This is a genomic window from Embleya sp. NPDC050493, from assembly GCF_044458105.1.
In the GTDB taxonomy this organism is placed as follows: Bacteria; Actinomycetota; Actinomycetes; order Streptomycetales; family Streptomycetaceae; genus Embleya.
In genome coordinates, this window is sequence record NZ_JBITHP010000027.1 from 30,500 (window position 1) to 44,819 (window position 14,320).

Sequence of the window (14,320 nt, forward strand, 5' to 3'; positions counted from 1 at the left end):
GAGGGGCCGGCCCGACGACGCACGCGCGGGAGCGGGGCGACGGCTCCGCGGAATGCTCCGCTGCGCCTTTGCCCGCTCCCGCCCGCCGTCGGTCAGCGGCCCGCTCGCGCGATGCCGAGCAGTTCGCGACCCCGTTCCGGAGTGCACAGCGGGCCCAGCACCGGGTCGCCGAGCAGCGCGACCGGCGCGATGTGATCCGGTCCGAGCGGCTGCCAGTGCACCAGCCCGGCCAGCACCGTGCGCCACGCCGCGTCCCCCGCACCGGACTCGGCCGACGCGCGCGCCTGCGCGAGCACGTCCGCCCACGGGCCCTTCGGGCCGCCATCGTTCGGTGCCGCGCCGTCGAACCGCTCGCGCAGCTCGTCCAGTTCGCGCTCGAACATGCTCCGCGCCAGGGCCGGCCGCCGCTCGCCGCGGTCCAACGCGCCGAAGGCCGGCACCAGTTCGCGGCCGATCAACACGCGTCGGGCCGGATCGTCCTGTTCGCCGCGCACGATCGTGGCGAAGGCCCGTTTCGCCTCCACCGACCCGCCGAGCAGCGCGTGCAGTTGGAAGCGCAGCAACTCCGCCCGAAGGCGGCCGAACGCACTGCCCTCCTCGAACACCGCGAGCGGCTCGTCCACCGCGCCCGCCAGGCAGGCCACCCTGGCCTCCTCGATCCGCGCCTCCCACGCCCGGGAGGTCGCGTTGTCCGGCTTGCGCAGCCGGTGGAACGAGCGGTACTCGTTCCGCATCAACGCGGCGAACCCGGCGTAGCGCCGCGGCGCGTCACCGGTCCACGAGGCGTGGAAGTACGCCGTCCACTCCCCGTCGGCGTCCACCTCGCCCGGATCCAGCAGCAGCACCGCGGCGTCCCCCTCCAGCGAGATCTGCACCGCACGGCCGAAGACGGCGCGGAAGTGCTCGTCCTCCTCCAGGCCGAGCAGAATCCGGCACCACTGGGGGGACAACTCGTGGAACCGACCGACCTGCTCGGTCGAGCCCAACGCGTGGATGAACTCGCCGACGTTGCGCCACCCGTCGCTGACCGCCAGGAACGAGCGGTACGACGGTGGCAACGGCTGCGCCAACCGCTCCTCCAGCGCGCGGATGCGCTCCTCGCCGGCCGGCTCGAACCCGAGCCAGCCCGCCGCCCGCACCGACTGCGGGAAGACCTCCGCCTCCTCCGGCTCCAGTGCGTCGATCCACTCCTCGCTCCACGTCCGCAAAAACGGAAGCCAGTCCATCCCACTCACCCGATCCCCCATGCACGCCACTGTTCGAACACATAGTCCGGCGGCACCAGATCCTGCCAACGATCGGTGACGGGCGTTGCGCCGAGGGCCGTTCGGGGCTCGGGTCGCGTCGTCGGACAGGGTCGACGCGGGTCCGGCCAGGGCCGGGCGAGCGCCGTGACGCCGAACATCACCGCCGGTCGCGACGTCCCCGAGCACGCCGCCGGGCAGCGGCGGGATCGAGGTCGACGGGTGTGCGGTTCGAGCTCGGCGGCGATCCTGGCAGGCTTGGCCTCGGATCGCCACGTGGTGGCCGAGGCGGCGACACCGCGGCTCGGTCTCGCACGTGGAGCGACCCCCGACGAACAGGAGCCCCGTCCGTGCCCGTCCCCATGCCGAACGACGAGACCCTCGCCTGGCTGCGCGACATCGTCGGCGACGTCCCGATCGAGCCCATGGGCGAAGGTGCCAACCGGCTCTACGTCGTCGGCGACCTGGTCCTGCGGGTCTTCCACGACGCCGATCGGCTTGCCGTCGACCCGTGGTACCGGCCGGAGCGGGAGGCCCGGGTCCTGCGGCTGCTCGCCGACACCGCCGTCCCCGCGCCGGAGCTGATCGCGACCCGACTCGAGGGCGCGACCCCGGCGCTGCTGACCTCGCGTCTTCCCGGCACACCCGCGCCGCCCGCCGATCCGGCCGTACTGCTGTCGTGCGCCGCCGAGTTGCTGGCGGCCATCCACGCGGTGGACCCGACCGATGCCGACCCGGTGGAGTACGCGCCCTACTACGACCCGGCGGTCGACGGTGCGCGGACCGTGCCCACCTGGACCACGCGCCCGCACGTGTGGCAGCGGATGTTCGCCGCACTGGCCGAGCAACCCCCGTACGCCGCACCCGGTTTCATCCACCGGGACTTCCACGCCGAGCAACTCCTGTGGCTGGGCGAGCGGATCGCCGGTGTCGTGGACTGGACCACCGGCTGCGTCGGTCCACGCGGCATCGACCTGGCGCGGTTCCGGCTCAATCTCGCGCTGAGCCACGGGGTGGCCGTCGCCGAGGACTTCCTGCCCGCGTATGCGAAGGCGGCCGGCCGGACCGACGACCACCACCCCTACTGGGATCTGCTCGACGCGGGCGACGCGCTGCTCGACTGGCCGGAGCCGGAGACGCGCGAGGAACTCGTCGAGTGGCAACGCTTCGAGGCGTGGGTGGGACGCGCGGTACGGACCCTGCCCAAGGGCTGACCCGGCCGAGGAGCCCGCGGCCGGGGTCCGGGCAGCCGCCGGGGGGGGCGGGGGGGGGGGGGGCGCGGGCGCCCCCCCCCCCCCGGCGCCGTACCGGTGGCTCAACCCACCGACTCCTTCTCCCGCTCCGGCGTGTCCGCGCCCGTCACGTCCGCGCGCGCCGCCTGGGTGCGGGCGCGGTTCGGCAGGATCAGGCCGACCAGGATCGTGCCCACCGCGAGCACGATCCCGCCGACCAGGCTGGTGTGCGCGACCGCCTGGGCGAACGCGTGGTCGGCGGCCTGGACCAGCGCGTGTGCCTGCTGCGGGCCGGCGACGTGGCCGACCTGCTCGGCCGCGGCGAGCGCGCCGCCGATCGAGTCCTTGGCCACGTCCATCGCGGCCGGCGGCAGCTTGCCGTCGACGGCCTTGGTCAGTTCCGACTCGTACGAGGTGGCCAGCACCGAGCCCAGGATCGCGATGCCCAGTGCGCCGCCCAACTCGACCGCGGTGTCGTTGACGCCGCCGCCCGCGCCCAGTTCGTTCTCCGGGAACGAGCCCATGATCGCCTCCGTGCACGGCGACACGCTCAGCCCGATCGCGACGCCGAGCAGCAGCAGCGGGGCCAGGAAGTCGCCGTAGCCGGAGCCGTCCGAGATGCGCGTCATCAACAGCACGCCGATCGTGCCCAGCGCCATGCCGGTGGTCACCGTCACCCGCATGCCCAGCCACGGGGTGAGCCGCCCGGTGGCGATCGCGCCCAGGCACACCGCGCCGGCCAGCGGCAGCAGTCGCACGCCGGTCTCCAGCGGGGTGTACCCGAGCACGAACTGCAGGTGCTGGGTGAGGAAGTAGATCGCACCGAAGGTGCCCAGGAAGAACAGCAGCACGGCGAGCATCGAGCCGGAGAACACCCGCTCGTTGAACTTGCGCAGGTCGAAGATCGGGCGCGGATGCCGCAGTTCCCAGGCGATGAACGAGGCCAGGCCGAGGACGAAGACGACCAGCGCGGTCACCGGACCGGCGCCCCAGCCGAAGTGCGGCCCCTCGATGATCGCGTACACCAGCGAGCCCAGCGTCGCGATCGACAGCGCACCACCGACCAGGTCGAGCCGGCCGTAGTCGTGCGCCTTGGACGGCGGGACCACGAACAGTGCGGCGACCACCGCGATCAGCGCGACCGGCACGTTGATCAGGAACGTGGAACCCCACGCGTGGCTCTCCAGCAGCCGGCCCGCGAGCAGCGGGCCGAGCGCGATCGCCAGGCCCGAGGTCGCCGTCCACGCGGTGATCGCCTTGGCCCGCTCGTTGCGCGGGAAGGACGCGACCAGCAGGGACAACGTCGCGGGCATGATCACCGCGGCGCCCAGACCCATCACCGCGCGGGCGATGATCACGCCCGAGGTCGAGTGCACCAGCGAACCGCCGATCGAGCCCGCCGCGAAAACCAGCAGGCCGGTGATCAGTGCACCGCGTCGGCTGTACTTGTCGCCGATCGCGCCCAGCACCAGCATCAGCGCCGCGTACGGAACGGTGTAGGCGTCGATCACCCATTGCAGATCGCGACCGGTCAGGCCCAGGTCGCGGGTCATGTCGGGCGCGGCCACGATCAGCGACGTGTTGGCCATGACGATGATCAGCAGGCTCAGGCAGAGCACGCCCAGCGCCCACCAGCGTCGGGAGTACGGCCGGTCCATGCGATCGACCGGCGTGGTGGCGAATACGGACATCGGAACGCCTTTCGGAGCAGGCGGCCGGCGCAGCCGCAGTAATTGCACAACGATGTGCAATTTAGTTGATTGCACAACGCTGTGCAAATAAGCTGGAACGAGTCGGTGCGAATCGGGTGATTCGCCGACTCGGCCCGGGAGTCGGTGCCGTCGGGAGCGGATTTCTGGCAGGCTCCAGGTCACCCCAGGAAGGAACGCGCGATGCAGACGACACCGGGAGCCCGGCAGGCTCCGGCCGCGGCCGGCCATGCGGAGGCGGGCGCCGCCGCGCCGCCGCGCCGGCGCCATGCGCAGTCCAACCGGGAGCGCATCCTGGCGGTGGCCCGGACCGAACTGATCCGGGACGCGGACGCGTCGATGGACGACATCGCGCGGGCGGCGGGCGTGGTGCGGCGCACCGTGTACGGGCACTTCCCCAGCCGTGAGGCGCTGGTCGCCGGGCTGGCCGAGGAGGCGCGGCGGGACATCCTGGGCGCGGTCGAGGGCGCGATGCGGGACGGGGACTCACCCGAGGAGGCGGTGGCCCGCTTCGATCTCGCCGCCTGGCGCGGCGGCGACCGGTATCGGCTGCTGATCAGCTTCGCCCAGCGCAATCTGGGCGACGGCGGGATCCCGGCGATGCTGGCCCCCGTGCGGGACCGCTCGATCGAACTGATCGCCGCGGGTCAGCGCACCGGAGTGTTCGCCGACCACCTGCCCGCGCCGGTGCTGGCGGTTGCGCTGGAGGGGATGTGTGTGGCGCTGCTCCAGGCGGTGAACGCGGACGTGCGGGTGACCGCCGTGGACCAGGCGGTGGCCTCGCTGGTGGCCCTGGGCGTACCGGCCGCCCGGGCGACCGAGGTGGTCACGCGGGTCGCGGCCGCGGACGAGGCCGAGGCGGCGGACGGGGCCTAGGCCCGGGACCCGGCGCGGGCTGTTTCGCCGATCACGCCGACGGCGTGGTCTCCCGGGGGCGGACCGGGTCGGTGATCAGGGCGGGCAGGTCGTGCATGGACGTGAACACGGTGGTGCCCGCGCCCTCCAGCAGGTGCGGTGCGATCAGGCCGCTCGCGTAGCCGAACGAACGCATCCCGGCGGCCCGGGCCGCAAGCAGGCCGTTGATGCTGTCCTCGACCACGACGCACTGCTCGGGGGCCATCCCCATGCGGGCCGCGGCGTGCAGGAACACATCGGGCGCGGGCTTGCCGTGGGCGACCTCGCTCGCGCTGAAGATCCGGCCGGCGAAGCGGTCGTACAGGCCGGTGCGGCCCAGGGTGTGCGCCATCTTTTCGTGGCTTCCGCTGGAGGCCACGCAGGTGGGCAGGCCGAGTTCGGCGAGAGTGTCCACCGCGTACTCGATGCCGTCGACCGGACTGAGCGCGGTGTCCACCTCGATCCGGTGCAGGCGCTCGAAGCCGCGCGTCCACTCGGCGGCGGCGTCCGCCCCGACGCGCTCGGCGATCTGCTCGGCGATCGACACCGAGGAGCGGCCCACGAACCGCTCGATCACCTCGGCGGGGGTGAGCGGCCAGCCGTGCTCGGCGCCGAGTGCCACGTGTACGCGGATCGCGATCGGCTCGCTGTCCACGAGGACGCCGTCGCAGTCGAAGATGACGAGTCGAACAGAGTTGATCATGAACGGAGCCTAGGGCCGCGCGCTGTCGGGGCCGGGCCGGGTGGAGTTCCCGTGAGGATTTACTGGATTCTGTCAAGGTAATCCGGCATGGTCGGCGCATGCCTCACCACACTCCCGTTGCCCTCGTCACCGGCGCCAGTCGCGGTATCGGCCGTTGCGGAGCCATCGCCCTGGCCCGCGCCGGCTACGACGTGGTGCTCACCGCCCGCACCGTGCACGAGGGCGAGGGTCGCGGCGGGCCCACCTCCTCCACGGCGGACCCGACGCCGTTCGCGATCCCCGGCAGCCTGGAGACCACCGCCGGCGAGATCGAGGCGCTGGGGCGGCGTGCACTGCCGATCCGGATGGACCTGATGGATCGACGCTCCATCCTCGACGCCTGCGACACGGCCCTGGACACCTGGGGCCGGGTCGACCTGCTCTTCAACAACGCCATCCACCAGGGACCCGGTGCGATGGACCGGATCCTCGACCTGCCGATCGAGGCCGCACAGAACCTGCTCGTGGGCAACTACCTGCACCAACTCGTGTTGATCCAGCGGCTGTTGCCGCACCTGCTCGAACACCCGCGCAGCCACGTGGTGAACATGACCTCGGGCTCGGCCCGACTCGACCCGCCCGGCCCGGCCGGCGCGGGTGGCTGGGGCGTCGCCTACGCCGCGTCCAAGGCCGCGTTCGGGCGGGTCGCCGGCGTACTGCACGCCGAGTATCGCGAGCGCGGGCTGCGTGCGTTCAACGTCGACCCCGGCTTCGTGCTCACCGAGTCGCAGAAGGCGCGCGGAACCAGCGGCCACCTCCAGGCCAACTTCACCGCGGCCGGCCCCGAGATCCCGGGCGAGATCGTCGGCTGGCTCGCCACCGCCGCCGACGCCGATCGCCACGCGGGCAAGACGGTGTTCGCACAGCGGGTCTGGAAGGAACTGCACCCGACGGAGGCATGAGCGGCTCGAACGCCCCGGCCGTCGCGTCATCGCGTGGTGTCGTTCTCCCGCCCGAGCGGCCGAGTGCGCCCCCTGGGTCGTCGCGTCCTGTCGCGTCGTGTCGCGTCGGCCTCTCGGGCGGGAGGCACGAGCGGCCGGCGCGAGACGGCGGGGCGGGCGCGGCGCCGGTCGCCGGGTGGTCGGCGCGGCCGAGCGGGACCGCCGTCGATAGGGTCGCGCCATGGCCACAGTCGTCGAACTGATCTGCTATCCGATCAAGGGCTGCGCCGGCACGTCGTGCGATCGGGCCCTGCTGACCCCCGCCGGGCTCGCCCACGATCGTGCCTTCATGGTGGTCGACGCGGACGGCGTCTTCCGTACCCAGCGCCGCGATCCGCAACTGGCGCCGATCCGCCCGGAGATCGATGCCGGCGGCGAGCGCCTGACGCTGCGCCGACCCGGCGCCGACCCGGTGACGATCGACGTGGACACCGGCGGGCCCCGGCGCGACGTGCAACTGTTCGGCAACCCCTTCCGGGGCATCGACCAGGGCGACGCGGCCGCGCACTGGCTGTCCCAGGCGCTCGGTGCGGACAGCAGGCTGGTGCGGGTGCCGCCGGAGCACGAGCGGGTGACCGACGGGGCGATCCCGGGCACGGCCGGCTATGCCGACAGCTCGCCGCTGCACGTGCTCTCGCGCACCTCGCTTGATGTGCTCAACGCACGTCTCGGCGAGCGCGGCGCGCCGCCGCTGCCGATGGCCCGCTTCCGGCCGAACGTCGTGGTCGAGGGCTGGGCCGACCCGCACACCGAGGACCGGGTCCGCCGGTGCACGGTCGGCGAGGCCGAACTCGGCTACGCCAAGCTCGCGATCCGCTGCGCGGTGACCCTGGTGGACCAGGACACCGGCACCAGGGCGGGCCCCGAACCGCTGCGTACCTTCGCCGGCTACCGGCGCGCACCGCAGGGCGGGGTGGCCTTCGGCGGCAAGTTCGCCGTGCTGCGCCCCGGCAAGGTGGCGGTCGGCGACGAACTGGTCGTCACCGAGTGGGGTACGGCCGAGCTGTAGCACGGCGGTCGGTCGGCCGCCGGTCGCCGCGGCGGCGGTGTGCTCAGCCGAGGTCCGATCGGCCGGGCAGGAGTACGACGCCGACGAACCGGGCGGTGTCCGCGCCGTCGTTGCGGTAGGTGTGGGGCCGGTCGGCCGCGAAACGCGCACATGCGCCGGCGGCGACGTCGACGGGTTCGCCGGCCACCACCAGGGTGAGGACGCCGTCCAGGACGGTGACCAGTTCCCGCACGCCCGCGCCGTGCGCCGCGCTGACGTGCGCGTCGCCGGGAGCCAGCGTCCAGCGCCACAGCTCGGCCGACACCGGCGGATCGCTGCCGATCAACAGGTCGCCGTGGCCGCCGTGTTCGCCCTGCCACAACCGGGTGCCGGCGCCTGCCGGAACGACCTCGACGACCGGCGCGGGGGCCCGGTCGACCAGGCCGGTCAACGGCAGGCCGAGTGCGTCGGCGATCCGGGCCAGGGTGAGCACGCCCGGGTTTCCCCGCCCCTGCTCGACGCCCACGAGCGCGCCCTTGCTCAGGCCGCTGCGGGTCGCGAGCGCCTCCAGGGACCACCCGCGCGCGGTGCGGGCGGCGCGGACGTTGGCCGCGATCGCGCGGCTGACCGCAGGTTGACCGGGGTCGGCCAACGGGTCATTATTCTGCTCCATGCGGTTCACTGTAGTGGACCAGGGCCCGATCGGGCCGACCGCCTGCGGAGGAGAAACCGAACGTGCTCACGACCATCACCATCGACCCGGCCGTGCACGCGCTGCGCCCGGACGCGGTCGTCCTGGCCCTGGTCGCCACCGGTCTGCCGGGCGGCCCGAGCGACGCCGGCTCCCGCGCCGCACTGGCCGAGGCGACCCTGTCGCTGCCCGCGACCCCGCCCGAGGAGCACCCGAACATCATCGCGTGGCGGGAGGCGTACCGGGCCTTCGGCGCCAAGCCGCAGCGCACCCGCTGCTCGGTGGAGGCGCTGATGCGGCGCGGCGGGCTGCCCGAGGTGAACCGCCTGGTCGACCTGTACAACGCGGTCTCGGTCCGCCACGTGCTCCCGGTCGGCGGCGAGGACCTGTCCCGCTACCGCGGCGCGGCCCGCCTGCTCCGGGCCGAGGGCACCGAGCCGTTCGAGGTCCTGGAGGCCGGGGTGCCGGCGATCGACCATCCCGCGCCGGGCGAGGTGGTGTGGTGCGACGACGAGGGTGTCACCTGTCGCCGATGGAACTGGCGTCAGTGTGTGCGCACCCGGATCACCGAGGACACCACCGAGGCGCTGTTCCTGTTGGAGCGGCTGGCGCCGATGACGCCGGATGCACTGCACGAGGCGGGCGAGGACCTGACCAAGCGGCTGCGCGACCTGTCCCCGGCGGTGCGGATCGAGAGCCGGCTGATCGGCGCCTGAGGCATCAGCGGGGCAGCGGTCTGACGTACACCCAGGCACCGTCGTGGCGGACGAACCGGCTGTGTTCGCGCAGCGTGTCCCGGTGCCCGTGCTCGCGGTAGGTCGCGATGAACTCGACGGTGCCCTCCTGGTGGAACGGTCCGCCGCCGGTGCTCGCCAGCACCTCCAGGCCCAGCCACCGGGTGTGCTCGTCCGGGTCGAGCCGCTCCGGCCGGGTGTCGGGATGCCAGGTGCGCAGCAGGTAGGCCGTGTCGCGTACGACGAACGCGCTGTAACGCGAGCGCATCAGCGCCTCGGCGGTGGGCGCCGGGGAGCCGGCGTGCCGGGCGCCGCAGCAGGCGCCGTAGGTGTCGGGCAGGCCGCACGGGCACGGCGAGCCGGCGGTGACGACGGCCTCGGATCGGGGGCGTGGGGTGCGTCGGGACATGACCCGATTCTGGCCCAACCGAAGCGCGTCCCGCCTACCCGGTGTGCTCCGGCGGCGATGGTGCCAGGCACGGGCCGGGCAGCAGGTCGCGGATCATCGCCTCCCATTCGTCGGTGCTCGGCGGCGCGTCGGTGAGCAGGGCCTGGATGAGCAGGCCGTCCAGGGCGCCGACGAAGACCCGGACCCGAACCGGGTCGGTGGTGAAGCGCAGCGCGAAGTCGGTGACCGCGGCCATCCAGTGATCGGTGGACTCGCGCAGCTCCGGTCGCCGGGCGGCGAGCAGGAACAGCTCGTACTCGGCGACGAGCAGGCCGGGCGAGGTGCAGATGTGGTTCAGGTGTTCGGCCAGCGCGCGCCGGGTGTCGCCGGGGGCGGCGGCGATCGAGCGCACGTGGATCGCGTCCGCGGTCATGCACGACGTGAGCGCCGCGGTGAGCAGGTCGTCGACCCCGGCGAAGTAGTACGTGGAGGCGCTGGTCGGCAGGCCCGCCTCGCGCGAGACGGTGCGATGGCTGACCCCGGCCGCACCGTCGCGCTCGACCACGCGCAACGTGGCCTCGATCAGCGCCCGACGGCGGCGTTCGCCCTTGGCTCGGCGGCCGTCGACGGCTTCCTCGATCAGCGGGATTCACCTTCTCGTACGGGGGTGGCACTGGGTAGCGAGCCGCTGTGCGCGACGGTGGTCCCGCTCGCGCGCGGGGCGGTGCGGCGCAGCACACGGTATCCACCGAGGGCCGCGGACGCGGCGAGCAGGGCCGCGCCGGCGGCGACGCCGAAGCCCGCCCGGGCCCCGAAGCCGTCGACCACCATGCCGGACAGCGAGGAGCCGGCCGCGACGCCGATGCCGATCCCGGTGGTGGTCCAGGTCATCCCCTCGGTCAGTCGGGCGGGCGGGACCAGGCGCTCGACCAGGCTGACGGTCAGGATCATGGTGGGCGAGATCGACATGCCCGCGACGAACACGGCGGCCGCGAGCGCGGGCAGGCTGCCGACCAGCAGCAGCGGCAGGATGGTGACGGCGGTGCAGCCGACGCTGATCAGCAACATCCGGGGCAGCGGGGCGGCGAACTTGAAGGCGCCGAAGGCGATCCCGGCCAGGCAGGAGCCGGCCGCGTAGGTGGCCAGCACGAAGCTCGCGGAGCCGCGTTGGCCGTGCTCCTCGGCGAACGCGATGGTGACCACGTCCACGGTGCCGAAGATCGCGCCGATCGCGACCAGGGTGACCACGAGCACCTGGAGGCCTCGGATACGCATCACCGACGTGGTCTTGCCGGCGACGCGCGGGTGCGGCGGGGGCTCGGTACCGCGCTGCACGGTGAACAGCAGCACGCCGATGGTGAAGAAGACGATCGCGGCCAGCGGGCCGGCCTCGGGGAACGCCGCGACCGAGAGCTGCACGGCGATGATCGGGCCGAGGATGAAGCACAGTTCGTCCACCACGGACTCGAACGAGAACGCGGTGTGCAGGTGCGGCGAACCCCGGTACAGGACCAGCCAGCGGGAGCGGACCATGGCGCCCATGCTGGGCATGCAGCCGGCGGGCACCGCGCACGCGAACAGGGTCCAGTCCGGGGCCTCGTAGCGGGCGCAGAGCAGCAGCACGCCCATCGCCAGGACGCTGACGGCGGTGGCCGGGACGAGCACCCGGCTCTGGCCGTAGCGGTCCACGAGGCGCGAGATCTGCGGTGCGATCAGTGCGGTGGCCAGCGCGAACGTGGCGGCCACGGCGCCGGCGAGGCCGTACTCGCCGCGCAGTTCGGAGAGCATGGTGACGATGCCGATGCCGGTCATCGAGATGGGCATGCGGGCGATGAAGCCGGCCGCCGAGAATCCCTTGGCGCCGGGCGCGGTGAAGATGTCTCGGTAGGGGTTGCGCACGGGAGTTCCCGTCGATAGAAACATAAAGTGGGACGTTCGTTCCAGTTTCTATCACGGGACGTGCGGCACGCCAAGCCGCTTCGCACCCCGACCCGTCCCCGCTCGACGCCGCAGGTGGCCCGACATGCCGACGCGGCGGCCGGCCCGTCGCCGGCCGCCGTATCAGCGGATCGGGTCGGGTCAGGCCGGGTCGACGGTCCAGTCGGGGTGACCGGGCATCGGCGGCGTGTGGGCGCCGTACACCCACGGGTTCAGGAACGGGGCCAGGTCGCGGTGGGCGATCTCGGACGCGAGTTCGATGTAGTCGGTCGTGCCCGCGGTGCGGCCTCGGTAGCGGGTGGTCCAGGCGCGTTCGATCCGGGCGAAGGTGTCCGCGCCGACCTCGGCGCGCAGCGCGTAGAAGACCAGCGCCGAGCCGTCGTAGCGCATGCGCTTGAACAGATTGGGCTCGGTGGGCTCGGCCGGCGCGCCGGTGTCACGGCGCCAGATGTCGTGCTGCCGGTAGGCCTCGCGCATCAGCGCCTCCATGTTGGCGCCGCCGTTCTCCTCGCTGTAGACCCGCTCGTAGTAGCGGGCGTGCCCCTCGCTCAGCCACAGGTCGGACCAGCGCTCCATGGCCACGCTGTCGCCGGTCCACTGGTGGACGAGTTCGTGCACCATGTTGCGTTCGGCATTGATCCTGTCGCCGAGCAGGTCGGCCTTCGGGATCAGGGACAACGACTGGGTCTCCAGCGCGACGCCGAGGTCGGTGTCCGCCACGAGCAGCCCGTAGCTGTCGAACGGATAGGGACCGAGCCTGCTCTCCACCCAGGCCAGGTGACGCGGCGTCAGCGCGCGGTACTGCTCGACCCGGTCGACCAGGTCCGGCGGGACCGCGTCGCGCAGCCGGGTGCCGTCGGCGGCCTTGCCGTCGATCAGCGTGTACTTGCCGACAGCCAGCTGGAAGAGCTGGCCGGCCACGGGTTGCCGGCTGTCGTAGGTCCAGCGGGTGCGGCCCGGTGCGGCCCGACGCTTGTGGGTGAGGGCGCCGTTGGACAGTGCGACGAGGTCGTCGGCGGCGGTGATGTTGACGGTCGTACGGGTGCGCAGGCTGGGATGGTCGTTGCTCGGGAAGATCATCTTGGCGCCGTCGGGCTGCGGGTAGATCACCGTGCCGTCGGGTGTCGGGATCCAGCCGAACGTCTCGATCGCGTCGTCGCGGTGCCGCTGCTGGGTGGGATCGGCGGTGTACTCGACCCGCACCGTGAACGAGCGCCCCTTGCGCAGCGGCCGGGCCGGGGTGATCACCAGCTCGTCACCCTCGCGGGTGGCGGTCGCCGGCTTCCCGTCGACCGTGACGCGGCCGAGCGTGTTGCCCGCGAAGTCCAGGTCGAACCGGGACAGCGCCTGGGTGGCGGTGGCCTGCATGGTGGTGGTCGCCGGGAACGCCGTGCCGGGCGCCTGCCAGTCGAAGTCCAATGTGTAATGGTCGGCGCGGTAACCGCCGTTGCCGCTCAGCGGCAGCAGCGGGTCGCCGATGCCGGGTGCGCCGGGAGTGGGCCGGGCGTCGCTCGCGTGCGCGCCGGCTGCGCCGGCCGCGGTCAGGGTCAGGGCGGTCGCGATGGCGAGGAGGGCGTGTGGTGGACGTCTCATGCGCCCCACCCTGTGCCGGCTTCGTCGCTCGCGGTAGTGCCCGACGCGCGCTTTCACCCGGGTGGCGTGGACCATTCCGGGGGTTTGCCGCAATTGTCGGCGGCCGGAGGGGTGATCGGTCGCACGCACCCGCCCGGGGGGGCCCGGGGCGGGGGGGGGGGCCCGCCGGCCCCCCGCGGGGGGGGGGGGCGGGGGCGGGTGGGGGGGGGGGGGGGGGGGCCCCGCCCCCCCCCCCCCGCCGGGGGGGGGGCCCGGGGGCCCCCCCCCCCCCCCCCCGACCGTCGGGCGTGGGTCAGGCGCGCTGTTCGGCGGCGCGTTCGGCGGCCTTCTCGGCGGCCTTGTCCGCCTGGAAGCCGTCCTCGTCGCGGCCCTTGCGCCAGTAGCCGGAGAAGGAGATGTCGGCGCGGTCGACCCCGCGCTCGTCGACCAGGTGTCGGCGCAACTCCTTGACCACGCCGGCCTCGCCGTGCACGAACGCGTGCACCCGACCGGAGGGGAAGTCGAGCTTGCGCAGCGCTTCGAGCAGACCGGGGCCCGCGTCGCGGGTGATCCAGGTGAGGTCGAGATCCAACTCGGGGTGGGTGGCCGGCAGCGTACCGGTCGGGGCCTCGGCGGCGGTGCCCACCTCCAGGAGTGCGATCGCCTTGGCCGCGGCGGGGAGCCGCTCCAGCGAGGCGCTGATCGCGGGATACGCGCTTTCGTCGCCGATGAACAGGTGCCAGTCCGCCTCGGGGTCGGGCGCGTAGGCGCCGCCGGGGCCGAGCAGGCGCAGCGTGTCGCCGGGGCGGGCGTTCGCCGCCCACGGACCGGCCAGGCCCTCGTCGCCGTGGTGGACGAAGTCGATGGTCAGTTCACCGGTGTTCGGGTTGTGCGCGCGCACCGTGTAGGTACGGGTGCGCGGCCAGTCCTCGCGCGGGAGTTCGGCACGGATGACCTCCATGTCGAACGGCTCGGGGTAGGTCACCCCGGGCACCGGGAAGAGCACCTTGACGTAGGCGTCGGTGTAGCCGTTGTCGGTGAAGTGTCGGTATCCGTCGCCGCCGGCGACGATCCGGACGAGATGCGGGCCGACCCGCTCGCTGCTGCGCACCTGGAGTTCGATCAGTTTGCGGGTCTTGCGTACCGGGCGTTCCGCCATGGAGGTTCTCCTCACCTGCACTGTGCGACTGGTGCCGTGCGACTGCTGCCGTGCCAGTTAGGTAAACCTAACCTGTACGGGGCGTCGG

14 protein-coding genes are annotated in these 14,320 nt (G+C 73.1%); 5 read left to right on the plus strand and 9 right to left on the minus strand.

Annotated elements, in window-relative coordinates; translation table 11 throughout:
• Window positions 1–92 precede the first annotated feature (92 nt).
• Window positions 93–1,247 (minus strand): SMI1/KNR4 family protein, encoded by a 1,155-nt coding sequence (locus tag ACIBM5_RS36675; protein WP_396011035.1) that lies wholly within the window; start codon window positions 1,245–1,247, stop codon window positions 93–95.
• Window positions 1,248–1,594: 347 nt separating this feature from the next.
• Between ACIBM5_RS36675 and ACIBM5_RS36680 the strand changes: the two genes are divergently transcribed.
• Window positions 1,595–2,458, plus strand: coding sequence for a phosphotransferase family protein (locus tag ACIBM5_RS36680; protein ID WP_396011036.1), 864 nt, complete (start codon window positions 1,595–1,597; stop codon window positions 2,456–2,458).
• 101 nt (window positions 2,459–2,559) lie between these two features.
• Here the strand turns inward: ACIBM5_RS36680 and ACIBM5_RS36685 are convergent, their stop codons facing one another.
• The gene (locus ACIBM5_RS36685; protein WP_396011037.1) at window positions 2,560–4,167 is read right to left on the minus strand and encodes an MFS transporter; all 1,608 of its coding nucleotides are present in this window, start codon (window positions 4,165–4,167) and stop codon (window positions 2,560–2,562) included.
• A gap of 201 nt (window positions 4,168–4,368) precedes the next feature.
• On the opposite strand from ACIBM5_RS36685, the gene ACIBM5_RS36690 reads away from it, so the two are divergent.
• A complete protein-coding gene (locus tag ACIBM5_RS36690) occupies window positions 4,369–5,061 on the plus strand; it encodes a TetR/AcrR family transcriptional regulator (protein WP_396011038.1) in 693 nt (230 codons plus the stop codon).
• Window positions 5,062–5,092: 31 nt separating this feature from the next.
• Here ACIBM5_RS36690 and ACIBM5_RS36695 read toward each other — a convergent pair whose 3' ends face one another.
• Window positions 5,093–5,782 (minus strand): HAD family hydrolase, encoded by a 690-nt coding sequence (locus ACIBM5_RS36695; protein WP_396011039.1) that lies wholly within the window; start codon window positions 5,780–5,782, stop codon window positions 5,093–5,095.
• A gap of 98 nt (window positions 5,783–5,880) precedes the next feature.
• On the opposite strand from ACIBM5_RS36695, the gene ACIBM5_RS36700 reads away from it, so the two are divergent.
• Complete coding sequence (locus ACIBM5_RS36700; protein ID WP_396011040.1) at window positions 5,881–6,723, plus strand: SDR family NAD(P)-dependent oxidoreductase; 843 nt, start codon at window positions 5,881–5,883, stop codon at window positions 6,721–6,723.
• Between the two features lie 220 nt (window positions 6,724–6,943).
• Window positions 6,944–7,771 (plus strand): MOSC domain-containing protein, encoded by an 828-nt coding sequence (locus tag ACIBM5_RS36705; protein WP_396011041.1) that lies wholly within the window; start codon window positions 6,944–6,946, stop codon window positions 7,769–7,771.
• 43 nt (window positions 7,772–7,814) lie between these two features.
• Here the strand turns inward: ACIBM5_RS36705 and ACIBM5_RS36710 are convergent, their stop codons facing one another.
• Window positions 7,815–8,423: a helix-turn-helix domain-containing protein gene (locus ACIBM5_RS36710; RefSeq protein ID WP_396011042.1), complete on the minus strand. Its 609-nt coding sequence runs from the start codon at window positions 8,421–8,423 to the stop codon at window positions 7,815–7,817.
• Between the two features lie 62 nt (window positions 8,424–8,485).
• Between ACIBM5_RS36710 and ACIBM5_RS36715 the strand changes: the two genes are divergently transcribed.
• Window positions 8,486–9,157 carry a B3/4 domain-containing protein gene (locus ACIBM5_RS36715; protein WP_396011043.1) on the plus strand — a complete coding sequence of 224 codons (672 nt, stop codon included), beginning with the start codon at window positions 8,486–8,488 and terminating at the stop codon, window positions 9,155–9,157.
• A 4-nt stretch (window positions 9,158–9,161) separates the two neighbouring features.
• Here the strand turns inward: ACIBM5_RS36715 and ACIBM5_RS36720 are convergent, their stop codons facing one another.
• The 5 genes from ACIBM5_RS36720 to ACIBM5_RS36740 all read right to left on the minus strand — a co-directional run bounded on the left by ACIBM5_RS36720 (window position 9,162) and on the right by ACIBM5_RS36740 (window position 14,232).
• Window positions 9,162–9,584 (minus strand): YchJ family protein, encoded by a 423-nt coding sequence (locus ACIBM5_RS36720; RefSeq protein ID WP_396011044.1) that lies wholly within the window; start codon window positions 9,582–9,584, stop codon window positions 9,162–9,164.
• Window positions 9,585–9,618: 34 nt separating this feature from the next.
• Window positions 9,619–10,128, minus strand: a complete 510-nt coding sequence (locus ACIBM5_RS36725) for a TetR/AcrR family transcriptional regulator (RefSeq protein ID WP_396011142.1) — start codon at window positions 10,126–10,128, stop codon at window positions 9,619–9,621.
• Window positions 10,129–10,202: 74 nt separating this feature from the next.
• Window positions 10,203–11,462 carry an MFS transporter gene (locus ACIBM5_RS36730; RefSeq protein WP_396011045.1) on the minus strand — a complete coding sequence of 420 codons (1,260 nt, stop codon included), beginning with the start codon at window positions 11,460–11,462 and terminating at the stop codon, window positions 10,203–10,205.
• 180 nt (window positions 11,463–11,642) lie between these two features.
• Window positions 11,643–13,094 carry a M1 family metallopeptidase gene (locus tag ACIBM5_RS36735; RefSeq protein WP_396011046.1) on the minus strand — a complete coding sequence of 484 codons (1,452 nt, stop codon included), beginning with the start codon at window positions 13,092–13,094 and terminating at the stop codon, window positions 11,643–11,645.
• 292 nt (window positions 13,095–13,386) lie between these two features.
• Entirely contained in the window at window positions 13,387–14,232 is an 846-nt protein-coding gene (locus tag ACIBM5_RS36740) for a siderophore-interacting protein (protein WP_396011047.1), read from the minus strand.
• Window positions 14,233–14,320 lie beyond the last annotated feature (88 nt).

Bases quoted from the DNA above. Each gene is read 5' to 3' on its own strand.
- ACIBM5_RS36675 (WP_396011035.1), bottom strand. From the start codon at position 1,247: ATGGGGGATCGGGTGAGTGGGATGGACTGGCTTCCGTTTTTGCGGACG.
- ACIBM5_RS36685 (WP_396011037.1), bottom strand. From the start codon at position 4,167: ATGTCCGTATTCGCCACCACGCCGGTCGATCGCATGGACCGGCCGTAC.
- ACIBM5_RS36690 (WP_396011038.1), top strand. From the start codon at position 4,369: ATGCAGACGACACCGGGAGCCCGGCAGGCTCCGGCCGCGGCCGGCCAT.
- ACIBM5_RS36695 (WP_396011039.1), bottom strand. From the start codon at position 5,782: ATGATCAACTCTGTTCGACTCGTCATCTTCGACTGCGACGGCGTCCTC.
- ACIBM5_RS36700 (WP_396011040.1), top strand. From the start codon at position 5,881: ATGCCTCACCACACTCCCGTTGCCCTCGTCACCGGCGCCAGTCGCGGT.
- ACIBM5_RS36705 (WP_396011041.1), top strand. From the start codon at position 6,944: ATGGCCACAGTCGTCGAACTGATCTGCTATCCGATCAAGGGCTGCGCC.
- ACIBM5_RS36710 (WP_396011042.1), bottom strand. From the start codon at position 8,423: ATGGAGCAGAATAATGACCCGTTGGCCGACCCCGGTCAACCTGCGGTC.
- ACIBM5_RS36720 (WP_396011044.1), bottom strand. From the start codon at position 9,584: ATGTCCCGACGCACCCCACGCCCCCGATCCGAGGCCGTCGTCACCGCC.
- ACIBM5_RS36735 (WP_396011046.1), bottom strand. From the start codon at position 13,094: ATGAGACGTCCACCACACGCCCTCCTCGCCATCGCGACCGCCCTGACC.
- ACIBM5_RS36740 (WP_396011047.1), bottom strand. From the start codon at position 14,232: ATGGCGGAACGCCCGGTACGCAAGACCCGCAAACTGATCGAACTCCAG.